The organism is Pseudomonas sp. FH1, assembly GCF_000510895.2.
Classification (GTDB): domain Bacteria; phylum Pseudomonadota; class Gammaproteobacteria; order Pseudomonadales; family Pseudomonadaceae; genus Aquipseudomonas; species Aquipseudomonas azotoformans_A.
Genome location: NZ_AOHM01000030.1, coordinates 17595 through 40392, shown reverse-complemented (window position 1 = coordinate 40392; position 22798 = coordinate 17595). Strand labels below are relative to the sequence as shown.

The following is a 22798-nucleotide window of genomic DNA, read 5'->3' as shown; positions in this document are numbered from 1 at the left end:
CCTCTATTGTGGCGAGCGGGCTTGCCACAACAAGCCCGCTCGCCACAGAAAGCTCGTTCCCCTATCCTGCTAGCCACGACATCCCCCGCTACAAAACCAACACGCTTTTCACCTCTCAATCCGTATAATGCGGACCTTTCAGGGTTGTAAGAAAAGCGGCATACACTTGTAGCCTTATTACCCGAGCTTCCGCACAGGCCTGCTGAGCCGGGCCATTCACACAGGTGCCATCCATGGATTTCAACCCGCTTGACCTTATCCTGCATCTCGACGTCTACCTCGACCTGCTGGTAACCAACTACGGTCCGTGGATCTACGCCATTCTGTTTCTGGTCATCTTTTGCGAAACCGGCCTGGTGGTCATGCCGTTCCTGCCGGGTGACTCGTTGCTGTTCATTGCCGGCGCCGTGGCCGCAGGCGGCGGCATGGACCCGGTGCTGCTCGGCGGCCTGTTGATGCTGGCGGCGATCCTGGGCGACAGCACCAACTACGTCATCGGGCGAACGGTCGGCGAACGCTTGTTCAACAACCCGAACTCGAAGATCTTCCGCCGCGACTACCTGCAAAAAACCCACGATTTCTACGACAAGCACGGCGGCAAAACCGTGACCCTGGCGCGTTTCCTGCCGATCCTGCGCACCTTCGCACCATTCGTAGCCGGTATCGCCAAGATGCCTTACCCACGCTTCTTCGGCTTCAGCGTATTCGGCACCATCCTATGGGTTGGCGGCCTGGTGACCCTGGGTTACTTCTTCGGCAACGTGCCCTTTATCAAGAAAAACCTGTCGCTGCTGGTGGTGTTCATCATCCTGCTGTCCCTGGTGCCGATGATCATTGGTGTGTTCCGCAGCCGCTTTGGCCGCGCATCCTCCGAAGCCAAGCCGCAGTAACCGGATATGTGGTCCCTCAGCGCCTGGCGTCGCCGGCGCTTGCTGGCCAAGCACCCGATTGCCGATGACACCTGGCAGCGGGTGCGCCATCACCTGACCTTCCTCGACGGCATCAGCGCCGAGCAGGACCAGTGGCTGCGCGAAGCCTGCGTGATGTTCCTCGCCGAAAAGCACCTGACCGCCCTGCCCGGCGTCGAGCTGCACCAGGAACAACGCCTGCTGCTCGCCGCGCAGGCGCAATTGCCGCTGATGAACCTGGGCGACCTCGACTGGTACCAGGGCTTCCATGAAATCGTGCTGTACCCCGACGACTTCGTCAGCCCTCAGCGCCATCGCGACAGCAGCGGCATCGAGCACGAATGGGACGGCGAACACAGCGGAGAAGCCTGGCAACAGGGCCCGGTGATCCTCGCCTGGCCCGGCGTGCTGGCCAGTGGCAACTGGGAAGGCTACAACCTGGTCATCCACGAACTGGCGCACAAACTCGACATGCTCAACGGCGACGCCAACGGCCTGCCGCCGCTGCACAACGACATGCGCGTGCAGGAATGGGCCAGCGTGATGCAGACCGCCTACGACGACCTCAATCGCCAACTCGACGCCAACCCGGACGCCGAGACCGAGATCGACCCCTACGCCGCCGAAAACCCGGCTGAATTCTTTGCCGTCACCAGCGAATATTTTTTCAGCGCCCCGGATTTGCTGGTCAGCCATTATCCACAGGTGTACGCCCAACTCAGCCGCTTTTATCGCCAGGATCCCTTGGCCCGCCTCACCCAACTGCAAGCCAGCGACCCGCGTTATCAGCCACAAGGCGAATGACCGTACGACGTCTGGCGCATGGCATCGGCGTCAGAATGTGCCTATAATCGCCGCCACTTTTAGGCCAATCCGGCCATGTTTAATGGCCAATTAACGGGGGCAACGCCCAATGAGCTACAGCAAGATTCCGGCTGGCAAAGACCTGCCGAACGACATCTACGTCGCCATCGAGATTCCGGCCAACCACGCGCCGATCAAATACGAAATCGACAAAGACAGCGACTGCCTGTTCGTTGACCGTTTCATGGCCACCCCGATGTTCTACCCGGCCAACTACGGTTTCATCCCTAACACCCTGGCCGACGACGGTGACCCCCTCGACGTGCTGGTCGTAACCCCTTACCCGGTTACCCCTGGCTCGGTGATCCGCGCACGTCCGGTCGGCATCCTGAACATGACCGACGACGGCGGCGGCGATGCCAAAGTCATCGCCGTGCCACACGACAAGCTGTCCCAGCTGTACGTGGACGTGAAGGAATACACCGACCTGCCGCCCCTGTTGCTGGAGCAGATCAAACACTTCTTCGAGAACTACAAAGACCTCGAAAAAGGCAAATGGGTGAAGATCGACGGTTGGGGCAACGCAGACGCCGCCCGTGCCGAGATCCTGAAGTCGGTCGCTGCCTACAAAGGCTGATACCCGCTCCTCATTGCCTCGGCAATTGAAAAAGCCCCGATCATTCGGGGCTTTTTTTGTGGGAAAAATTAAACGGCAAGTTCAATTACTTATAGAAAATGTTTAATTTCGACATTGATCCGAAGTATCAGGCTACAACTAAGCAAAGACCTACATGACCAACTCAACGCATGGTTTATTTGATCTGTTGTCCCGGTCAGTAAGCTTTGTGTTTATGAATACATCAGGTGATCGTTTAAAAGCGCTACTGCGGGAAGTCCATCTTTCCGCCTCCGACTTCGCCAAGAACCGCGGCGTCACGCCTCAACACGTGAACAACTGGTTCAAGCGCGGTGTACCCATGGGCCGACTCAACGAGATCGCAGAACTGCTGTGCATCTCCAGCCGTTGGCTGCGCACCGGCGAAGGCCCCAAACACCCACCGGCCAACTTCCTGCTGGAAGGCCCGACCACCCGTAAAGGACTGCCCACCATCCGCGAAGGAAGCGGCAAATACCTCACAGGCCCCGCCTGTCTCCCAGAAAAAATCGACGTGGAGATCGACCTCCACCCCTCATTCACCTCCACCGAACGCATCCGCGTCACCCTACATACCCTCCAAGCCCTCAACGTCAACCCCGAGCGCGCCCTGGGCGCCTACATGGTCGACAACAGCATGATCGACATCATCCAACAAGGCGCCACCCTCGCCATCGACCGAGGCCGCACCCAAATCATCGACGGCGAAATCTACGCCGTCGAACACGACGGCATGCTGCGCATCAAATACCTCTACAACCGACCCGGCGGCGGGTTGCGAATGCGCAGCCACAATGCCGGTGAACATCCCGACGAGTACCTTACGTACGAGCAACGGTTCGAGCAGAACTTCCAGATTGTGGGCTGGGTGTTCTGGTGGTCCACGTTGAATAACCGCCGCCCGCCCGTACCGCTGGATGAGCATCTATTGGGCTGGGAAGGCTCTAAATCGGATCCAGAGGTGGGCAACTGAGGTGAATGTGGGTATCATGCGCCGCACATTTGGCAGGGGGTGGCGAAGGCTATCCACCCTGCTCGGCGATGCGGAGGAGTTCCCGCAGATGCCCCTACTATTCAGCCCGACGCAATGTGGGCTGAGCGATTTGAAGGCTGGTGAGGTTTGTCAAAAACAAGCTGAAGCAGTCAGCGAGAAGCCGGCCACAAGCCGGCTTTTTAATTGTCCGAAATAAACCTATCCCATCCGAGAATCCACCTGATAGCCTAGCTATTACGGGAGTTTTAGGCATCCCCTTGTCCAATGGCGCTCAACGCCATTTGACCTCATCCGACGATGAAGTGGGGGGACAAGTGGGGGGACAAAAAGGACGACAGGGGAAATCCAATGGGTAAGCTGAATCCGAAACAAGTCGAAAACCTGACCGAACCTGGCACCTATGAGGATGGTGACGGATTACGGTTGGTCGTCAAATCTACCGGACGTAAATCCTGGCTACTTCGCTTCCAACTGGCAGGCCGTCGCAGAGAAATGGGCCTGGGTTCATTCCCAGAAGTAGGCCTCAAGAAAGCCAGGCAAGAAGCCAGTGCTAAACGCAGCCAATTGAGCGACGGTATAGATCCTCTAGCTGCTCGCGACATTGAGCGCGCTGCCCAACTCGAAGCACAACGAACCAGCGAGGCGAAGCAGCTGAAGTTCGAGGCGCTCGCGAAAGAGTACTGCGAAGCACATGGGGGCACCTGGTCAGAAAAGTGGCGTAAAGGCTGGCTACGGAAACTGGAGCTGTATGCTTTTGACCACATCGGCAAGTTGTCAGCCGAGGAGATCGGTACTCCCCAGGTCCTCAAGGTGTTGCAACCCATCTGGGCCACCAAAACAAGAACCGCCGACGAAGTACGTGGGCAGATTGAACAAGTTCTGGACGCTGCCAAGGCACGCAACCTGCGAGAGGGTGAGAACCCTGCTCGCTGGCGTGGGCACTTAGACAATCTGTTGAGTCGTGCTGAAAAGAAAAAGGCTCGAAAGCGTGAGCACTTTGATGCTTTGCGATGGCAGGACGTGCCAGCATTGATGGCCAAACTCAGCACAAACACAACGCTAGCGTCCTTGGCAGCCCAACTGCTGATCATGACCAGCGCACGCGCCCATATGGTGAGGTTCGCACGTTGGGATGAGTTTGACCTGGAAGCTGGCACTTGGTCTCTGCCAGATGAGCGCATGAAGATGCGAGTGGCCTTTGTAATCCCACTTGCCGATCAAGTCATGGTGCTGGTTCAAAGCATTCCAAGAACACCTGAAAGCCCCTTCCTCTTCCCTGGTCAAGGCAAGACAGGAGTGATGCACGCGAATGCTATACGCACCCTTCTGCATGGCATGAAATATGACCACATCACTCGGCACGGTTTTCGTTCTTCATTTCGAGATTGGTCAGGTGAGTGCACAAATTTTCCTCGCGAAGTCTGCGAGATGGCGCTCGCTCACGACGAGCGCGACCAAACCGAGGGAGCCTACTCTCGCACTGACTTTCTCGACAAGCGACGTGCCCTGATGACCGGATGGGCTAATTACTTGACCTCTAAGGAGCCGCCGCAAGCACTCACTCATGAGCTGCAGGTAGCCAAAGTGTAAGGATGGCGTTTACGGGCAACGCAGCTACCACAACTTTGGGAAGATCCATGATAAAAATAAATACCCGCCTGTACGAGAGCATCACATGCCCACGCCAGCTCGGAGATTCACCGCAATCTAAGCATCGCTGCTACCCTGTCGCTTCAATTTCCAGGATAGGAATGTGATTGTGTCGTTCCGGAATTACAGCGAGACAAGCCCAGAAAGGCCTAATTTAGGCACCTTGACGATGCTGCTCACCCAAGCTAAAAATGTCGTAGAGAGCGTGTTCAATCAGCTAGGAACCCCTCCACCTGCACAAAATCAACAATTGCAGACCCTGTATGAAAGGATGGGCAGTTTTGAGATCCAGCCTCACCAGGACAAAAAAGTCGATCTGATTATCCGACAGGGCCAGGTCGCGATTGAAGAACAGTTGATCGAGCATGCCGACACTGCCCTTCGTCAAGCAGTCTACGTGCAGTTTATCCACGACAAATACCTGCCACCACAGAGTACGTCGAGCCCAACCGCCGCCTATGAGCATTACTTGCAGGAAATGATCACGGCCTTGATGCTCGCCAATCGTCACTTGGCGATGCTAGAAGCACTGAAGAACCTAGAGGGCAAACACTATGGGGTACGCGCGGCCCGGGGAGGCCACGCTAAAAACCAACAACCCTCCAGCAAGATGACCTCCCAACTTATTCGCACCATGGTCAAAGGTATGCTCTACAACAAACCTGATCTCGCGAATAGTAATAAAACCGAAGTAGCCGATGAGATGGCCACGCGTATTTACAAAGCCAACCGCGAATTCGAAATGCTTGATATCACTAATATCAACGATTTAAAGCATGAGGTCCGTGATCTTCTGTTCGACTTTGCCAATATCGGTAACCGCGGCAACCGGCGGCAGACAGACCGCCTGCGTCTCGGGCATATCCTGCGTCATTCATTTCCTTCGCGAGATACGGAAGAATCGCGCCAGATGAGTCTCGATGCGGCAAGTACCTTGGGACGGATTGAGGGCGTGAGAACAGCGTTAGCTCTGCAACTTAAGCAGCGCTTTGGAGAATTGTCGAGACCACTAATTGAAGCACTGGAAGCGGCAGACGATCTAGACCAATTGCAAATCTACCTAGAGCGACTAACGGACGCTCGAACGCCGGATGATGTCATCCAGAACAGCCAATGAGCGATATTTATCTAAATGAAAACGCCACCGTGACGGTGGCGCTCTCAACTCACAAGTAGTAACAAGCATACGATCGCCCAGTAATGACTGACGATTGCGGATTACTAGCTCATGGCCAAACGCGCCAACACATATCCATCAGCTTTCTCCTTAGGCTATACGACACCATTCAGCCCTATGCACCCGCTAAATTGAAGGTTTAAAAGGAGCAAGAACACTTCTAGTATTCATGTTGCTCATCGAGCGCTCAGGAAATATATCAAGATATGCGACCTTTCCATTCTTTGACAACAACACCTTCCCCTGCGCCACGAGCACTTCTATAGCAGGATCTAGACGCTTCACGCCACGTATCGGACTGGGCCCAAATCTCTCAATTGAGGTTTTTGGCACAAATCTCTCACCAGACTCTCGCCTTACCTGCAGCCAAGCATCCAATTTCTGAGCATCAGCTTCTTCTTGAGGTTGTGGCGTAAACATCCGTAAAAACTCGTCAGAGTACCAAAAGCAAACCTCGATAGCTGCCTCCAAGGTTTCCACAGCTATTTCGCCATCTTTTTTTTCGAAGAAATGAAATATAGCAGCAACCCTGGCGATATTATCTGCCAACTTGGACGCATGATCCCCCATACCAAAATATCGCCCCTCCGGCCTAATCTGCGCCTCCACCCCATTAAAAATACTGACCCACCGGTGAATCGCCGACTGAGAAAACCTAACCACAAACTTCGGCTTCTTGGGGTCAGCTAGAAACTCAACACTGTTTTTAAGGATCTCGCCGACGCGCTCAGAAAACCTGTCACAACAATCCCAAGGCGCGGCGCCTTCCGTTATAAACCGAGTCCCCTGAGTAGACTCTGGACTGCAAACCAAAAACCTAGCCCACAAGCCAGACCCACGTGATTTTTCACCGTTTTTCTCCATATAGCTAAAAAATGAACTTTCTTGAACCATTAACGATACCGTCAACCGCCCTCTGACCTCATAACTTTCAGCCGACACACGATCAACCGTTATGGCATCCCCGCTCCATAGCGCATTCTGTTTTGAGAGGTCATTGAATGCCTTACCCGTCAGCACGCCACCGCCCTCACTGGAGATAAGTCCAGCTACTGGAATGTTCTGGTGCAACCCAAGAAACAAAGCTTCCGACGTAGCATCTTCGTACAGCAACTTGAAGCGCCTAGGTTTGATCGGTGCACAGGCTTGATGTTCCATGAGTTGTTTATTCGGATCACCCCCCTCATGCTGATCCAATAGTAGAGTTTCTTTCAAGATAGCCTTTCGACGAGCGTCCCAGATCGACTGTTTCGCACGCCAATCAGAGAGCTCTGATTGATAAATCACATCCATCTCATCCTGAAAGCGCCGAACTCCTCCCATAAATACATTCTCTGCGGTCGACTTTCGCTCCCCAGAGTTGGCCACCGTGAGCACCATTATTGATACCGGACCGATTTGGCCATTTGGTTTACAGACATCAATTGAACCTTGAGCCGCAGTCGCCATGGCTGTTAACGCAGCTGAATAAATAAGTGCTCGCGGGGCCATTATATTGCGCTCAGCTTCATCTACTGCGCCCCCGATAATCGGCAAAGCCATAGACCTTGGAAATGCTCCACCTGGAACAGGAAGCCAACTTGATACACCATTAGAAAAATTCATAAACCACCCCTCTCAAGAATTCACGCTGTAAACATTTCGGCTTTCTGCAATTCGGGACTCAATCCACCGACAAACATCTTCCTCAATCCAACCTACAGCTGACGCCCCCAACTTAATCGGCCTGGGAAAACTGCAGTCGTACCTGGGCGACATTGGATTTAAGCGATCGTAGATGGTCGACGTACTCAGCCCGAGACGCTCTCGTAACTGCCGCATACGCAAAATTCTTAACATCAGTTTATTACTGTTTTCTTTGATCATTTCTACACCCTCTTCGGCTACGGATTCGATGAAAAGGACTTTAAAGCCCCTGCCACCCCAAGTCGTCGAAGGTGCTAAACGCCACATCCACCCTAAGCAGATCTATAGACATCGCCGTGCATTTTGTGCTTGGCGATTCCACCCCGTCGAATCTGCCTGGGTCCACTGCAGCTGCTATTTCTGCTATTAGTAGCAGAAATAGCAGCTGCACTCCCCCCTAACTCCGCCCAAGACTCCTTTTCGGCTGCACCCTTCGCTTGAATAATTCAGCAGCCATGAGCCGCCTGCTGGTCAACCCATTGCAGTAGTAAGGCCCTACCAGGTCCGCTTGGCTGTCGGCGCCCCTGCTCCCAGTCCTGCAGCGTGCGAGAGCTGATCCCCAACTGTTTGGCTAGGTCCTGCTGGGTTAGCTTCAGTCGTTGACGTAAAAAACATACTTGCCTGAGGATATCTGAAGATGTCGAGCGGTCCTGCATGGGATTATGTTGCCTCTTTGACCCTTGCCGAGGAAGTTGCGTCGATAATTCAGAGTTGGCCGTTATAAAAGTAGATAAGGGAAGTACGAAACTTACAGGCGCAGGCAGCTGCACTGCCTCTTGCGAACGTACCTGTGACTGACTTTCATACTCAGGGTGCCGAGTGAGAAACTCACGGCGCCAATGCTCGCTGTAGCTCATGCGAAAGACTCCTTTTCTAATGAGAAACAGTGCGGCAATGCCGCACCATAGAATAGGCATATTGAACACCTCTCAGCCCGGCCTCAGACCCGACTGGTGGTGAACACGGCAAAGCCCTGCCCCAGTTCCTGTGACTTGCTGTACTCCTTGCACAAGTAGCTCATGGCGTAGACCACTTGTTTGAGTGAATCAGGAAAACGCTGCTCCAGACGTTGGTAAACCTGGCCACTGAGTTTGTCCTGGCAGGCATGCACCAACCCGGACATGTCGTGTGCAGCACAACCAATTGCCCAGGCCCAAGCGCGCACGATGCGATGAAACAAGTTTTCTCTGCTGTAGGTGCCGTCTGTACTAGGCCCGTAGTTACCTAAGCCCCCAATGGCGTCGTAGTTGAGCAATAGCATGAGGTGATAATGGGGCGCCTCGCTGCTGTTGCGCTCCCGGCACCAGATGTAGCGAATTTCGGTCGAGTATTTGGTATTTGCCCAGACCAACTCTTTACTTAGTTGGTAGAAGAAACGAGTCATTACTTCATTGCTGATGAGCGCATCCGACGGCATCCGGCCGACGGGGTAACGCAAGTCGACCCGACAGACTAAGGTTCGAGCCTGTACCGAGAGACAGTGCTGTAGAGTCTCAATCCCACGCTCCAGGTAGTTTTCGATCAACGGGCCATGTGCCAGTTGCTGCTGCACGGCGAAGCCACGGTATTCGTTACTGTAGTGCAGCTTGAGCTTAGTGTTGAAGGGATGACGTTTAGGTTGATGATGGAACATGATCAGTTTCCTGTCGGCTGTATATGGAGAGTTCACCGGCAGGCACACGGAGCCAGGTGCATTCAGGCACCTTGCTTCGACTTATACGCTTCTTTCAAACTCTCAACGCTTTGACTTGCAGCCAAGGCTTTACGTTACGACCGTTGTTTATGGCAGATCTGTTTCGTAGATTTCTATAAGTACGATACCCCTCTATTGGAGAGGGCTATCGATTACTCAGCAATCAATAATAACCATGACCTTTATCAGTTACTATTAGAGCCTCTTTTAGATGCATACTACTTTAACCGTAACAACAGCAATGCCGCACCTGCAAAAAACCACTAGAAATAGGCTCAGTGAAAAATTTAACCCCCAGAACTACAATAAGAAAATTCACTTATTCAACTCTAAAAAGATTCCATTTTTCATTCAGAATAAAACGTATGAGTCGACTGATGTGTGCCGTCAGCGCTTTTAGTCATATAGACATCCCATACCGCTGACCTGTAAAAACTTACTGCACTGCCGTATTCATGTCGTTGAGGGCTCCAAAAGGCTGGTTTTTCACGGCTTTGCCGTAGCGTAGTGAGCCGATACGAGTTCAATCAAAAAAATCTCAGACCTATATCACCTCTGTGAACGCCCACCGTTTTAACTGCGGTAGGGATTTGGCGTGCCAGCTATATGGCTCATCACGCTCATCACTTGAGAGGATCTGTGTATGTATACCCCTTGCCCAAGCTGTAACTCTGGACGCGTCGTCACGAAAAATATTGGCAAACAAGCAGGTGGATTGGTTGGCGCTGCGGGCGGTGCGGCCAGTGGTGCTGCCGGAGCCCTGTCGGGAGCAGAAGCCGGCGCAGTGCTGGGTGTAATCGGCGGTCCGGTCGGGATCGCCATTGGCAGTATTGCTGGTGCACTTCTCGGGGGACTGTTTGGCGGCGTGGCTGGCGGGATAGCCGGGGCCACGCTGGGCGAGCAGATCGATGACAAGGTGCTGGATAACTATCAATGCCTGGCGTGCGGTTACAACTTCAGCGTCAACCGTTAAGTCGTTGTGAACAGGTGTCGTTTGTTGATGAAGCGACGCGCTTTTCCCTTCATTCGCAAGGAATTATTCCCATGGCTCATCTCGTTGAACAAATGGCTTACGTTGGCACCACGCCTTGGCATGGTCTGGGCAGTCGCCTCTCCCCCAAACAAGCGCTCGAAGTCTGGCAGCGTGAAGCGGGCATGGACTGGAAGATCCAGGACAGCCCAGTCCACTTCAAGTCCGAGAGCATCGGTACTCTGGGCTCAATTCACACCTTCCCTGAACAGAAGGTGCTGTATCGCTCCGACACCAAGGCACCGCTCTCCGTCGTGTCCAACCGCTACCAAATCGTACAACCGCGTGAAGTCCTGGAGTTCTATCGCGACCTGACCGAAGTTTCCGGCTACGAGCTGGAAACCGCTGGCGTGCTGAAGGGTGGCCGCAAGTTTTGGGCCTTGGCACGCACAGGTCAAACGACCGAGTTGAAGGGCAACGATCAGGTCAACGGCTATCTGTTATTGGCGACGTCCTGTGACGGGACGCTGGCCACCACCGCCACCCCGACCACGGTAAGGGTGGTCTGCAATAACACGCTGACCATCGCTCTGGATGGCACCACCCGCGCGATCAAGGTGCCGCACAGCACACGCTTCGATCCACAGGCAGTGAAAAAGCAGCTCGGTATCGCTGTCTCCCAGTGGGACGAGTTCATGTACCGCATGCGAGCACTGGCTGAACGCAAGGTGCAGTGGCATGAAGCGATGGGCTTTTTCATGAACGTGCTGTGTGATGTAACCCCCAATAGCAAACTGCCCGAAGTCCTGCCGAACGAGCGCGCACTGCGCAAGGTTCAAAGCCTGTACGAAGGCGAAGGTCGCGGCGCCACGCTGGAATCATCTCGCGGAACGGCCTGGGGGCTGCTCAACGCGGTGACCGAGTATGTCGATCACGAGCGACGGGCTCGCAGTACTGAATACCGAATGGACTCGGCCTGGTTTGGCCAAGGTGCTGTCATCAAACAACGTGCCCTGCAGGCCGCACTGGAACTCGCCGCCTAGCTCCACTTACTTACTCAACTATTAAAGCGCCTGGTTAGCATCTGCTGGCCGGGCGTTTTTTATGCCGTACAGGAAAACATCATGGGCACACAACCTCTGCAACAACCCAGCAGCAAACCCCGTCCTGCCTTACGTCTGGTGGGGACTAAACAGATGCCGCGCGAGGACTGGTTGGCCGTGCGTAAACAAGGTATCGGCAGCTCGGATGCCGCCGCTGCCGTGGGCCTGAACCCTTACAAATCCCAGTTGGAGTTGTGGCTGGAGAAAACCGGACGTGACACCTCACTTCCCAAGCTCGATCCACAGGATGAAGAAAGCCCAGCTTACTGGGGCAACATCCTGGAGCCAATTGTCGCAACACATTACACCCGGCGCAGTGGTCACCGGGTACGGCGGGTCAATGCGGTGCTGCAGCATCCTGATCCCAAACTGCCCTGGATGCTGGCCAACATCGACCGTGAGGTGATCGGCGCCGACGATGTACAGATTCTCGAATGTAAAACCGCCGGCATAAACGGCGCACGCCTCTGGAAGGAGGGTGTGCCCGAGTATGTGCAGTTGCAAGTCATGCACCAGCTCGCCGTCACCGGCAAGCAGGCCGCTGATGTGGCGGTACTGCTCGGTGGTCAGCACCTGGAAATCCATCGCATCGAACGCGACGAGTCACTGATTGCTCGGCTGATCGACTTGGAGTGGCTGTTCTGGGATTACGTCGTCAGTGATACCCCGCCGCCGGCCGATGGTTCGGCCTCGGCGGAGCAGGCGTTGCGCTGTCTGTATCCACAGGACAGTGGGCAAAGCCTGGACTTCAGCCAGGACACGCTGCTCTGTACGACCTTTACCGAACTGCAGAACGTGCGCGAATCGATTGCTCTGCAGGAGAAGCAGGAAGCTCAACTCAAGCAAACGTTGCAACAGGCCATGGGCGATGCCAGTCGGGCGACCTTCGCAACCGGCAGCATCACTTGGAAGAAAGCCAAAGACAGCGTGGCCCTGGATATCCCCCGTTTGCTTAAAGAAAAGCCCTATCTGCAAGTGCGCTACTCGACCACCAAAACCGGCAGTCGACGTTTTCTGCTGGCCTGAACGTTCGTTCGCTCCTCCCTTATCCCCATGCCCTTTCTCTCCAGCGCCACCCTGGCCGTTTGCGCGGTCTCGGTGGCGTTTTTATTTCAGATACAGGAGAACTCCCATGCTCAAAGGTTTAGCCATCACTCCCCCGATTTTGGGGCGCATTTCCATCGGCAAGGTCGTCGAGAAAAACGGCAAGCGTCTGCCGGAGAAAGACGATCAGTTCACCCTAACCTCTCAGGTACAGAGCCGGGACGGTTGGTTGTTGCACCCGCTCAATGAGGAACTGCGTAATGGCCAGGATGGCAAACTGCGCAGTATTCCGATCCGCTTACTGTTCAACGAGCCTGACCTCAACTTTCGGGCGGATTACAGCCTGTTCGACCGTGCTACCGGACGACCACTGTGCGTCGGCAACGGTGAGACCTGCAAGCGATCGACCAAGGACGGCATCCAGTCGCTGCCATGCCCTTCACCCGATGGCTGTTCACTGGCCCAGGGCAACGCCTGCAAGCCTTACGGCCGGCTGAACGTGGTGATTGGCGATGACGATCCGCTGGGCAGTTTTGTCTTTCGCACCACGGGCTACAACAGCATCCGCACCCTGACAGCGCGTGTGCATTACCTGCAAGCCATCTCCGGCAATCGCCTGGCCTGTCTGCCGCTGGAGCTGCGTCTGCGGGGCAAGTCCACCCGACAGAGTCACGGTACACCGATCTTCTACGTCGATATCACGGTGCGCAGCGGCCTGAGCCTAGAAGACGCCTTGCTGGAAGCCAAGCAGCTGGACGAAACCCGGCAAGCCTCCGGCTTTGACCAGAGCGCCTTGGATCACGCGGCCCGGCAGGGCTTTAACAATGGTGCCTTTGAAGACAGCGAGGAGGACACCGGTGCCATCGTCGAGGAATTCTTCCCCGCCATTGACGATCAGCCCAGCCCTGTAGAGCCCCAAGCTCAACTGTCAGCGCCTGCCAAACCCTCACTCTCCCAAAAGCTGGAGTCGCAAGCCAGCCGGCACGCTAGACCCAGCGTCCAGTAACCGCGCGCCTCAATCCTCACGCATTCGCACAGGAATACCGTCATGAAATATCACAAACTCCGGGCTGGAGAGGCATCCGGCACCTACGTCATGGAATCCCCTGTCACCGAGGCCGATATCCTGCAGATGGCTCAACAACTGGCAATGAGTCGCCTGTCTAAAGGCCGGGCACTGACTGAGCCTAAGCAGGTCTTCAGCCACCTGCAAACACTGCTGCAGTACCACGAGCACGAAGTCTTTGCTTTGCTACTGCTCGACACCAAGCACCGGGTAATAGGCTTCAGGGAGCTCTTCCGAGGCACGCTGGATGGTGCCAGCGTGTACCCACGGGAAGTGGTCAAGATCGCCCTAGAGCACAACGCCGCAGCCGTAATTTTGGTTCACAATCATCCCTCCGGCGACCCGGAGCCCAGCCAAGCCGATCGCACGCTGACCACCACCCTCAAGAACGCTCTGAACATGGTCGGCACCCGAATATTGGATCATGTGGTGGTGGGCCATGAAGGTTGCGTGTCGTTGGCCGAACGAGGTTACCTGTAACTCCTAGGCTCACACCGCCCGATAGACTGCCCTTGGCTGATGCCAGGGCGGTCATCGGCAGGGTAACTCCCCTCACTTATTTTTTGTCGTGATCCAGCGGTTGTACTCAGCTCCTGCTGCAGCCGAAACTATGGATTCCCCACGCCTAAGGGCGCCCGCAGTCGGCCTAGCTTTTTTTCTTTAGTCGTGCCGCGAACACCAATCAGAGTGCCTCTGCCTAATCGTCGTAAACCTACGAACAAGCTGCCGGGCCAACCCGCACAAAGGTCACACTGAATTCTTTGCACTGACGATGCTGCTGGAGCCGATTCGCAAAGCTGAAGGCATCATTCAGCTCAAAGCGCTGAAAAACATCCAAGCCACGACCAAGCACTATCTTCCAACCCGTGTCGGTTGTGATGTCTCGGTCATGCTTGGTGCCGCTAGTGTCGTAGGCCCAACTGAACTGGATGCCAACACCGGTACAAGCATCAGCGATCTTCTGCAGGCTTTCGGTCTGACGATCACCATTGGAATCATCCTCAACGGTCACCACATGAACAACCACCTCATCTTCCGGGCCTTGCAGCTTGCTAATGGTCTCCATCAGTTCCATCAAGTTGCGCAACTGGTGGAACATACGAAGATAGGGGTCTGTGATGATGATGCGCTTGGCACCTACCAGATAGGGACTGAACAACTTGTCAAAACTCAGTCCTCGCTGATTTTCGTGGAAGACCAAATGCTGCTCTTTCAGCACTGGTTCCATCGGCACAGGATTGCTTGGGCGTGAAGCTGGCCCTTGCATGGCTGGCGCTGCCTCGATTAGCGGCAAAGGGTCAGTGCCGACTTGGGGTAAGTCTGCAGTAGAAACTTCAGTCGCTCCCCTACGATGGTATTGATCAGGATACTCATCCTCTTCCAGAGTGCGCACCAAACGCTCCTGAGCATCAGCCCCCTGGTAGGCAAAACGAACGGCCGGATAGGTCGCGTCAATGCGTAGCAACTGATCCTTCACCCGCTTGCGCCCTTCAATTGCAGTGCGCAATACGTCTTCCACTTCGGCGTCTGTCGTCTCGCCATGCGGGTACAGGATCTTCATCAAACCAGAAAAGGTTTTGTTGATGCCATCGCGGTCGCGTGTCGAAATATCGTCGGATAGCGTGAACTGTCCCTTATAGCGATCTGAGTAGTCATGACTGCGAAGCGAGCGCAGGATCTCGGCCAGGTAGTCCACCACGAAGCCGTAACCACTGGAGAACATCTCGCCACGGATGACATCCACTTCCCAACCGGGGATGTAGCTGTGAATGCGATCGAGAAAGGCTGAATCGTGGAACTTTTCCGGCAGCGGGTCGAACAGGTCCGTATGCTTAAGCATGTACGGCACGGTGTGATCGGTATTACCCACAAACACCATACTGGCCTCTGCTCCCAGGGTTTCCACCCCCCGTGAGAACGACTTGTTAGCCATGTAGTTCTTCATGATGTCCACCAGCGCCTTGTCCACTCGCTTTTGCTTGCCGGCGAACTCATCGAAAGCCACTACATCCCAGTAACCCACCAGGCCGAGCTTACCCGTGCCGTTATGGACGAACAGCTTGGGAACCGTAACTTCGCCACCGGAGATAAGAATGCCGTGAGGCGAGAACTCAGAGTATACGTGGGACTTGCCGGTCCCCTTGGGGCCCAGCTCGATCAGGTTGTAGTTGCGCTCGCAGAACGGGATAAGGCGGATAAGCTGAGCAAGCTTATTGCGCTTGCCGAACATCTGCGGATTGAAACCTACGCTCTGGATCAGCAGGTCAATCCACTCATCAGTGGTGAACTGCTTACGTGCCTCCAGATAGCCGTCGAAATCAAAGCGGGAAATCTGAATTGGCTTTAGCGAGGCCAGAAGCCAAGGTGAGGCAGACTTGTCCTCGGTGTATTCATACTCCACATCCGCAATGCACCAAACACCACCTACCAGCAGCTTCTGGTGGGTCTTGACGGTGTTGGAGTCGATCAGCACCTTCTTGATGCCCAGGTTGGCGAACTCAGCCTCGTACACGTCATCCTTGTCGTTTAATGAGACGCTAATACGGTCAATAACCTTGTGCCGACCCTTCTCCTTGATGGTCGAGCGCACCAGCCCTGCTTCGTTGCGGTGGACATAGTGCTTACGCAGGATCTCCTTGACGGTCTCGATACCGGTCTGGATAGTCGCTTCGTCATTGGTCGCGCAGTACTGGCCCAGCAAGTACTCCAGCACATACGACGGCACAATGGCGTTGCCCTTCACCGCTTTGACCAGGTCTTTGCGCACCACTAGGCCGGCAAAGTGCTGGTTGATCTTGTCGTCGAGCTGACTCATTGGAGCTCCTGCTTAAAAATCAAATTCGCTGCTGAACGAGCGGCGAATGGTGTAGCGCGCGGCTTTGTACCGTGTGAAGTGTGAAGTGCCGTCCACGGTCTCTTCAAGGAGCAGTTCCACCTGCTGATTATTCGCCTCATCGGCCTTGCGGCTGAGAATGAAGCGCACCGGCAGCTCCCGTTCACGCGGGTTAGAAGAACTGAAGTCGAACAACAGCTCATGCTGATCGGATACCAGCTCACCGTCCAGCGTGAACAAACCTGCACGCAACCGGCGCGACTGCAGTTTCTCGGTCACTGCCTCGGTTTGATAGAGCACCACGGCCAACTGCCCGGTGGTGATGGTCTTGCCACCGCCACCGATGAACTCCACCTCCACCCGACCCACATCGCTCTGGCGCTTCTTGTTAATGCGGATGACCGGGATCACAACCTCTTGCAGGGTGGCGCCGCCATGCACAAAGCGGCTGCCAGAGCCTTTCAGCCGCAGACGGTTGATCGATTTGGGAATCTGCACCATAAGCGTACCCGTCAGGCCTAGCTGCACCGGGTTGAAGGTTTTAAAGCTGGCTCCTTCGCGCAAGCTACGACCCAGTACAAAACGCCGGTCGCGGTAGAGGACCTCATCGCCCTCCGGCTCACCGCTGAGGAAATCGCTCTCCTGCAGCGGATGATTCTGATAGATGAAGCCATGATCAGCAGTGATCAGCAGGTTACTGGCATTGGCGTTGGTCAGCTTCTTCACCAGACGGATCAGCTCACTGAGCGTTTCCTCGGCCGCCGCAAACACTCGCTCTTCGGTATCACGGGTGTCGCCGGTCTTGTCGATCAGGTTGTGATAAACGTAAACCACCTCATTGTCGCGCAGCAAGGCACGAGAGTCGGCCTGGTTCATCGCCAGTAGATCCTTGGCTCGTACCACCTGGGATGCTGGCACCCTGGTCGCCAGAATCTTGCCCCGGTTGACCGAGCCTTGAGCGCTCTGACCATCCACTATGGCATCGCCACTGTCGTTGTCGGCCAGTTGCAGGCTGCTGTTGGGTAGCAGCGCCGCCATGCCCAGCTGGGTATAACTCGGTAGCATCGACAGCATCGGTTCCAGATCAGCCTCAAAACGATCTTCCTGACGAATCAGGCTTTGCAGCTCCTCGCCTACCTCATAGCGGAACGCATCGGAAATCAGCACGCACACCTTAGTTTTGCGCTCAACAAACGGCTGCACATAGCGGCTGAAAAAATTGCGCTGCAGCACTACGGGCGCGGCCTCCCACTGCTGCGCCGCATCCACGTGCTGCTGCCAGCGGTCATTAAGACGGCTCAGGTAGTTGTTGCCGTAGAGATTCTCGACCTGCATAGCCAACTCACCCAGCAGCGAAGCCTGGCCAGATTCACGCAGATGATAGACGAACTTGCGGTAACGCTGATCCAGCCTGAACCACTGGCTGGCGTACTTTTGCACGCCATCAGTCAGCGATTCCATTTGCAGCTGCGTTATGTCCAGCACCTGGATGAACTGCGCCGCATGCTCCAGCGCCAGGTACACATCCTTGAAGCGCTCAAACCAGTGACTCTGACGGCGCTGGCGTACCCACTGCTCCACCTCCTGAGCGGTCACTGTACGGGCCACCACGGCACGTACCAGCTCACTGAGGATCTTGCGGTCGATCAGCTCGAAATAATCCAGCTCCAGCAGGCTACGCCAGTCCAGAGTTTGCAGCTTGTCGTCGATCTGCAGCACCGCCGCGCACTGCTCAGACAGTGCCTCGAAACTCTGCTCATGCGAACGACTGTCCTTCCATCGTTTGAGGAACACCAGCGCCTCAGCGGACAGTCGCGCCTTGTAAGCCGGGTCGATCCCAAGCATGAAACAAGCCTTAAACAGCTCGATAACGAAATCGTGCAACCCTGGTTGCTCGGAGCTATAGCCATAGGCGCGCTTCACCTGCTCCCACAGATAAGCATTCAAGCCGCTGCTTTCGATTAACTTGATCCGCACATCTTTACCAGCGGCCAGATCACTCAGCAGGTTTTCCAGAATCACATCCAGACGCGGCTCGTTGCCGGAACACACGGCGAGCATCTTGCGTTGCAGCAAGTTCTGCGAATCACCCGGCTCAAGTAACTTGCTCAGTGCCTCGCGGCGCTTGGCGGATTCGAAAAACGCAACATGGGCTTCCAGCAGCGGATAGCAGTCCGGTCCCAACTCCAGCTCAGCCAGCCACAAGGCAACCTGATCGGTACGGAAGCAATTGCCACTGGCGAGCTGCACATCCAACAGCCAATTCTGCAAATGCGGAGGCTCGGCACCTTCACGGTAGAGCAGAAACTTCTGTTCCGGCTGCTCGCGCAGCAGGCGGTATTTCACGCCAAACTCATTGTTAGCCAGCTCGATTTTCTCGACATCCGGCAGCTCCAGCGTCTCGAAATCAGCGCGAAACTCCAGGCGCGTGTCATACCAGAACACTATGCGCTGCTTGTCGAACAGGTTGCTCAGGGCCTGGGTTATTTTTGCATTGCTCACGCGCCATTCACTCCTTGCTCGACATGCCCGAACAGATGCGCAACCGTGCTACAAAACTCTCCCAGCCTGTTGTCTGCGTCTCGCGCCAGGTAGGCTTGGGTAAATAGCTGAAGGTCAGCATCACTGAGCTCGGGATCAAGAAATGGCTCGATGGCGGCCTTACGCAAATCCTGCAACTTGCGAATATTCAGCCCAAGCTTCTCGATGGTAATGGCAGCAGACTGATCATCGGGATTCGCGGGTCTGATTGAACCATCCCCAGCAAAAGCAAACTGCCTTTCACACCCCTCTAACAAAGGGGAAACCAGCAACTGCTCGTCGAACCAATCCTCTTTGAGATTACCGCAGTGGCGCGGTGCGCCTCGCTCAATACGGTTCTGGCAAGAACACAGCAGATTGGCATAATCGAGCGCATCGCAGGCTGGATCGCTCTGAGGCCTGAAGTGTTCGATATGCGCATCATCATCGTGTAAGCGTCGCTCGCAGTAGCAGCAGATAAATCCCTGTTCAACCATCAAGGCCAGCTTCAGGGCCAGCTTAGGCGCGCCACTCAACAGCTCATAAGCCGGCTGCCAGTCCGCATTCGCCTGCGCTTTCCAATCGAATAAAGCCTGGGGTTCTGGCTGCTTAGAAATATGCCTCATCGTCCGATGACTTCCTTGCGACGAATCAACACATCTGCGCGAGCCAGATCCGGGTCATCACCAATGTCGTTACGCAAAGCGTCGATCTTTTTCTTGGCCTCACTCAGTTCATTCTTATCGATTGCCAAGAACAGCGCGTGTAAATCTGTTTCAACCGATTCTGGCCGAGTAGTCGGCAAGCCCATCAAATCCTCCAGCACACGCTCAGCACTCATGCCGAACGATTCACGCGGATGTTCAGTCTGCAAGCCTTGCTCGGTCTGACCTAGCAGATACAGGCAGTCTGGTTGCACATGGGTGATCACATGCGCCGAATGGGTTGAAAGAATGAACTGGCACTGCCCAAATACCTCTATCAGCTTCGGCACCATCAAGCGCTGCCACTTGGGGTGCAGGTGTAAATCCACCTCATCGATCAGCACCACGCCTTGCCCTTGCAGAGGGTCATCCAATGTCGGATTGGCAATAGCCAAACGCCTGGCCAAATCACCAATCAGGGCGATCATGCATTTTTCGCCATCGGACAACTGGCTGACCGAGAGGCGCTTGCCCAGCTTTTCAACTTCCATGCGCAGTGGGTTACGCCGCACCGTCAGATTAGTGAAATCCGGCATAAAGCACGCCAACGCCCTGCGTACTGCCTCCAGCTCTCTGTCTGGAAAGCAGTAGTCATCGGGTTTAACCAGATCATCGCGGTATTTGCGGTGCTCATTCTCAAGGTCCTCGCGCTCGCGAAACCACTCGAAGAATGTACGAAAATTCGCCCCACTGGTCAGCGCATCGTCATAGGCCGAGAGCGGCGAAAACCGATGCCTTTCCTTGATACGCAGCGGAATATCCAGCACCGCACGATTGACGGGGTAATACACAAACAACGGCAGGTTACAGCGCTCCTGGGTCTGGGAGATCTGCTCCTGCAGGTCGTGAATAAACTCCTTGAGCTCATGAAAACTGCTCTTGTCTTCAGACGCATGCCCCGCTCGGCTTTTAGACAGCTTCCAGGCCACGCTGCCACGAGCGCTATGGCAGCTCAGCTCTATCGTGGCTGTCGACTTACCATTGGTGATGTCCGGCTCTGCAATCGGCCGCCCGGAAGCAGTCGTATGACGAATACGGCTAACCGCCCACGAGAGTGCCAGTGCCAGTGCATCGAGCACCGACGATTTGCCCGCTCCATTGACGCCGGCAAACACGTTGATACGTTCATTCAGCGTCAGGCGCAGGTCGAGCGCTCCGCGAAAGTTCGTCAACTTGATTGAATCAATGCGCATGACTTAATCCTCACCTTTGGCATCGAGCCCAACGATTTTTTTCAACGCTGGGCCAAGTTTGAGGTAGTTAACCTTGACGCCATCGTCGAGATCCAGTGGCACTTGCTCGGTGGCCAGCGGGTAGAGGGTGTCTCGCTCATAGTCGTCCAGCTCCAACAATTGCTTCTTCAGCGTCTCTATTTCCTTGAGGGCGCGGGCTTTATCGCCCTGGCTGGCGGAGGTGCTGATGCTGACCTGCTGCAGGTAACCCAGCCTCGCAGCAAGCTTTTTGCGGAAGTCGCGCAGGTACTGCAACACCACACTGACTGTGTCCGCGCGGTAGCGGTGCACATAGATCAGCGCGTTGAAGGTACCTTTGGGGCTGGCGAACAGCCAATAGATCGGGCGCTTTCTGTAGCGTTTGACGTGGTCAACGTAAAAGTCCTTGAGGAAGTACTTCCGTATGTCCTTGCCCAGCGCTGCCTCGATAAAAGTCAAATTTTCTTCGTAATGCTGCTCGCCGAAGGTCATGCGTAGGAACTGGCGGAAGCGCTCGGTCACATCATCGGCAAACCACTCGCCGTCCAGCAGCGGGATCACATTGTCCTCGTCCGGCATAAAGCGTGGCTCGGGCACCTGGCGTAAGTAATCGACCAGCGTCTCACCCAGGTTGGCCAGTAAAAGCCCCGGCTTGTCCAGGCTGTAGCGGCCGAACATGCAGCCTACGGCGTAGGACAAAAACTCGCGCATCGTGTCAGCCTGCAGTAGAGCTTCCAACTCTTCGTCTGCCTTGTCGCCGCCGTAGCGATTATACGGGTTACAGGTGAGGGTGATTTCCTTAAGTGGCACCTCGGGATTCAGCTCGTCCTGCAAGCAGTAGGCTTCGATAAAAATGTCGTTGTTTTCTTCTTCGAATCGCTGCATTTCCAGCGTCGTATCACTCCAAAAGGCGCGAAGATTTTGATACGTGCTCTGAAGAGTTTTCTGCTGATAGTCGGAGTGCAGCAGCGGCAGGCTGGTAAAGTCCCAAGAGGTTTCGTAAGAGTTCCAATCAACTTTAAAAGCAGATATAAGGCCATCGACCAAATTCCTTGTTCTATCAGTATCCACCGAAACAAGGAAAGGGAGATTCGCAATATTCCCAGCTTGAAAATTCAAAGTTGGATTAAGCGCTCTCAACATCACTCGAGAGACCTTTGCATTCAAAAAACCCAAAACTGTCTTAGGGTTAACTTTTACTGGGAAACACGCAGATCCACCAGCATCAAAAAGTTCCCCACCCTCACTAATGCGAGCTGAAAAATCTAAAGAGCTTACCGCCCCCCAATTAATGTTTTCATTAAAAACAAATTCCAGATTGAAATTTGTTGCCCAAACCCGATCTTCTGAAGGGTGCTTTTTCGTCTGCAGCAAAAAACCATCATCCTCCCAATTAACAACATCGAACTTATTTCCATACCACTTTCGATAACCACCACCTTTAAGATACGAGAACCACTTCTTCCCTGACTCTTGAGCTGAGTGCCTATCCTTAAATATATCAAGCCCAGACTTATCAAGCGAAACCTCATGCCAATCTCGAACATAAATTTCGTTTCGAGCGGTAACCATACCCTTCCTGGTTGGAGCCACCTCATCAAAACGAGGAAAGTCTCTGAATGCATTGCTCACAGCATCACTAACCCAATACGCAACTGGACTTCCCGGAATTTTTCGAAAGTCCGCCGCAGAAGCCCGGAAGAAATAGCTCTCCATACCCGCCTCGGCATTGTCAGCTTGCTTGTTTTGGTCGTCCATCGTTAATTCTCTCCAATGCGTT

Annotated in this window: 20 protein-coding genes; 11 read left to right on the top strand and 9 right to left on the bottom strand. The window is 54.7% G+C overall.

All coding sequences use genetic code 11. From position 1 onward, the window contains the following. The first annotated feature begins 233 nt into the window (after positions 1-233). The 6 genes from H096_RS11840 (at position 234) to H096_RS11815 (ending at position 6128) form a co-directional block, all read left to right on the top strand. Positions 234-890, top strand: a complete 657-nt coding sequence (locus H096_RS11840; protein ID WP_033898377.1) for a DedA family protein — start codon at positions 234-236, stop codon at positions 888-890. Between the two features lie 6 nt (positions 891-896). Next, positions 897-1712, top strand: coding sequence for a M90 family metallopeptidase (locus tag H096_RS11835; RefSeq protein WP_033898376.1), 816 nt, complete (start codon positions 897-899; stop codon positions 1710-1712). 109 nt (positions 1713-1821) lie between these two features. Then, positions 1822-2349, top strand: a complete 528-nt coding sequence (gene ppa / locus H096_RS11830) for an inorganic diphosphatase (RefSeq protein ID WP_003219382.1) — start codon at positions 1822-1824, stop codon at positions 2347-2349. Between the two features lie 214 nt (positions 2350-2563). Then, positions 2564-3340: a S24 family peptidase gene (locus H096_RS11825; protein WP_033898375.1), complete on the top strand. Its 777-nt coding sequence runs from the start codon at positions 2564-2566 to the stop codon at positions 3338-3340. A 369-nt stretch (positions 3341-3709) separates the two neighbouring features. Continuing rightward, on the top strand, positions 3710-4951 hold the full coding sequence (locus H096_RS11820; protein ID WP_033898381.1) for an integrase arm-type DNA-binding domain-containing protein: 1242 nt from the start codon (positions 3710-3712) through the stop codon (positions 4949-4951). A 229-nt stretch (positions 4952-5180) separates the two neighbouring features. Then, entirely contained in the window at positions 5181-6128 is a 948-nt protein-coding gene (locus H096_RS11815; protein WP_033898374.1) for a hypothetical protein, read from the top strand. Between the two features lie 186 nt (positions 6129-6314). Here H096_RS11815 and H096_RS11810 read toward each other — a convergent pair whose 3' ends face one another. From H096_RS11810 to H096_RS11805, 4 genes are all read right to left on the bottom strand, one after another. Next, a complete protein-coding gene (locus H096_RS11810; protein ID WP_033898373.1) occupies positions 6315-7793 on the bottom strand; it encodes a YfjI family protein in 1479 nt (492 codons plus the stop codon). Between the two features lie 12 nt (positions 7794-7805). Then, positions 7806-8009, bottom strand: a complete 204-nt coding sequence (locus H096_RS33100; RefSeq protein ID WP_228389621.1) for an AlpA family phage regulatory protein — start codon at positions 8007-8009, stop codon at positions 7806-7808. A gap of 311 nt (positions 8010-8320) precedes the next feature. After that, entirely contained in the window at positions 8321-8530 is a 210-nt protein-coding gene (locus H096_RS33095) for a helix-turn-helix domain-containing protein (RefSeq protein WP_082461533.1), read from the bottom strand. 284 nt (positions 8531-8814) lie between these two features. After that, positions 8815-9507 (bottom strand): inovirus-type Gp2 protein, encoded by a 693-nt coding sequence (locus H096_RS11805; RefSeq protein WP_033898371.1) that lies wholly within the window; start codon positions 9505-9507, stop codon positions 8815-8817. A 703-nt stretch (positions 9508-10210) separates the two neighbouring features. On the opposite strand from H096_RS11805, the gene H096_RS11800 reads away from it, so the two are divergent. The 5 genes from H096_RS11800 (at position 10211) to radC (ending at position 14230) form a co-directional block, all read left to right on the top strand. Continuing rightward, on the top strand, positions 10211-10540 hold the full coding sequence (locus H096_RS11800) for a hypothetical protein (RefSeq protein WP_033898370.1): 330 nt from the start codon (positions 10211-10213) through the stop codon (positions 10538-10540). Between the two features lie 71 nt (positions 10541-10611). Further along, positions 10612-11580, top strand: a complete 969-nt coding sequence (locus H096_RS11795; protein WP_033898369.1) for a DUF932 domain-containing protein — start codon at positions 10612-10614, stop codon at positions 11578-11580. Between the two features lie 81 nt (positions 11581-11661). Then, complete coding sequence (locus H096_RS11790) at positions 11662-12666, top strand: lambda-exonuclease family protein (RefSeq protein WP_033898368.1); 1005 nt, start codon at positions 11662-11664, stop codon at positions 12664-12666. A 106-nt stretch (positions 12667-12772) separates the two neighbouring features. Beyond that, on the top strand, positions 12773-13690 hold the full coding sequence (locus H096_RS11785) for a hypothetical protein (protein ID WP_033898366.1): 918 nt from the start codon (positions 12773-12775) through the stop codon (positions 13688-13690). 42 nt (positions 13691-13732) lie between these two features. Further along, positions 13733-14230: a DNA repair protein RadC gene (gene radC / locus H096_RS11780; RefSeq protein ID WP_033898365.1), complete on the top strand. Its 498-nt coding sequence runs from the start codon at positions 13733-13735 to the stop codon at positions 14228-14230. Positions 14231-14462: 232 nt separating this feature from the next. On the opposite strand, the gene brxL is transcribed toward radC, so the two are convergent. Genes brxL through pglX form a run of 5 tightly spaced genes read right to left on the bottom strand, consistent with a single transcriptional unit; the run spans position 14463 to position 22776 of the window. Then, entirely contained in the window at positions 14463-16565 is a 2103-nt protein-coding gene (gene brxL, locus H096_RS11775) for a BREX system Lon protease-like protein BrxL (protein ID WP_033898363.1), read from the bottom strand. A gap of 12 nt (positions 16566-16577) precedes the next feature. Beyond that, positions 16578-19085 carry a BREX-1 system phosphatase PglZ type A gene (pglZ, locus tag H096_RS11770; protein WP_033898361.1) on the bottom strand — a complete coding sequence of 836 codons (2508 nt, stop codon included), beginning with the start codon at positions 19083-19085 and terminating at the stop codon, positions 16578-16580. After that, complete coding sequence (locus tag H096_RS11765; RefSeq protein ID WP_033898359.1) at positions 19082-19729, bottom strand: retron system putative HNH endonuclease; 648 nt, start codon at positions 19727-19729, stop codon at positions 19082-19084. The genes pglZ and H096_RS11765 overlap by 4 nt, the downstream gene beginning before the upstream one ends. After that, positions 19726-21000, bottom strand: coding sequence for an AAA family ATPase (locus H096_RS11760; protein ID WP_033898358.1), 1275 nt, complete (start codon positions 20998-21000; stop codon positions 19726-19728). Before H096_RS11760 ends, H096_RS11765 begins: the two co-directional genes overlap by 4 nt. A gap of 3 nt (positions 21001-21003) precedes the next feature. Further along, positions 21004-22776 carry a BREX-1 system adenine-specific DNA-methyltransferase PglX gene (gene pglX / locus H096_RS33090; protein WP_126644777.1) on the bottom strand — a complete coding sequence of 591 codons (1773 nt, stop codon included), beginning with the start codon at positions 22774-22776 and terminating at the stop codon, positions 21004-21006. Positions 22777-22798: the final 22 nt, after the last annotated feature.

What these genes read in the sequence shown, in the direction of transcription:
- H096_RS11835 (WP_033898376.1), top strand. Translation starts at nt 897, where the DNA reads ATGTGGTCCCTCAGCGCCTGGCGTCGCCGGCGCTTGCTGGCCAAGCAC.
- brxL (WP_033898363.1), bottom strand. Translation starts at nt 16,565, where the DNA reads ATGAGTCAGCTCGACGACAAGATCAACCAGCACTTTGCCGGCCTAGTG.
- H096_RS11785 (WP_033898366.1), top strand. Translation starts at nt 12,773, where the DNA reads ATGCTCAAAGGTTTAGCCATCACTCCCCCGATTTTGGGGCGCATTTCC.
- H096_RS11825 (WP_033898375.1), top strand. Translation starts at nt 2,564, where the DNA reads ATGAATACATCAGGTGATCGTTTAAAAGCGCTACTGCGGGAAGTCCAT.
- H096_RS11805 (WP_033898371.1), bottom strand. Translation starts at nt 9,507, where the DNA reads ATGTTCCATCATCAACCTAAACGTCATCCCTTCAACACTAAGCTCAAG.
- H096_RS11795 (WP_033898369.1), top strand. Translation starts at nt 10,612, where the DNA reads ATGGCTCATCTCGTTGAACAAATGGCTTACGTTGGCACCACGCCTTGG.
- pglX (WP_126644777.1), bottom strand. Translation starts at nt 22,776, where the DNA reads ATGGACGACCAAAACAAGCAAGCTGACAATGCCGAGGCGGGTATGGAG.
- H096_RS11760 (WP_033898358.1), bottom strand. Translation starts at nt 21,000, where the DNA reads ATGCGCATTGATTCAATCAAGTTGACGAACTTTCGCGGAGCGCTCGAC.
- H096_RS11810 (WP_033898373.1), bottom strand. Translation starts at nt 7,793, where the DNA reads ATGAATTTTTCTAATGGTGTATCAAGTTGGCTTCCTGTTCCAGGTGGA.
- H096_RS11790 (WP_033898368.1), top strand. Translation starts at nt 11,662, where the DNA reads ATGGGCACACAACCTCTGCAACAACCCAGCAGCAAACCCCGTCCTGCC.
- H096_RS33095 (WP_082461533.1), bottom strand. Translation starts at nt 8,530, where the DNA reads ATGCAGGACCGCTCGACATCTTCAGATATCCTCAGGCAAGTATGTTTT.
- H096_RS11815 (WP_033898374.1), top strand. Translation starts at nt 5,181, where the DNA reads ATGCTGCTCACCCAAGCTAAAAATGTCGTAGAGAGCGTGTTCAATCAG.
- ppa (WP_003219382.1), top strand. Translation starts at nt 1,822, where the DNA reads ATGAGCTACAGCAAGATTCCGGCTGGCAAAGACCTGCCGAACGACATC.
- H096_RS11765 (WP_033898359.1), bottom strand. Translation starts at nt 19,729, where the DNA reads ATGAGGCATATTTCTAAGCAGCCAGAACCCCAGGCTTTATTCGATTGG.
- H096_RS33100 (WP_228389621.1), bottom strand. Translation starts at nt 8,009, where the DNA reads ATGCGGCAGTTACGAGAGCGTCTCGGGCTGAGTACGTCGACCATCTAC.
- H096_RS11800 (WP_033898370.1), top strand. Translation starts at nt 10,211, where the DNA reads ATGTATACCCCTTGCCCAAGCTGTAACTCTGGACGCGTCGTCACGAAA.
- radC (WP_033898365.1), top strand. Translation starts at nt 13,733, where the DNA reads ATGAAATATCACAAACTCCGGGCTGGAGAGGCATCCGGCACCTACGTC.
- H096_RS11840 (WP_033898377.1), top strand. Translation starts at nt 234, where the DNA reads ATGGATTTCAACCCGCTTGACCTTATCCTGCATCTCGACGTCTACCTC.
- H096_RS11820 (WP_033898381.1), top strand. Translation starts at nt 3,710, where the DNA reads ATGGGTAAGCTGAATCCGAAACAAGTCGAAAACCTGACCGAACCTGGC.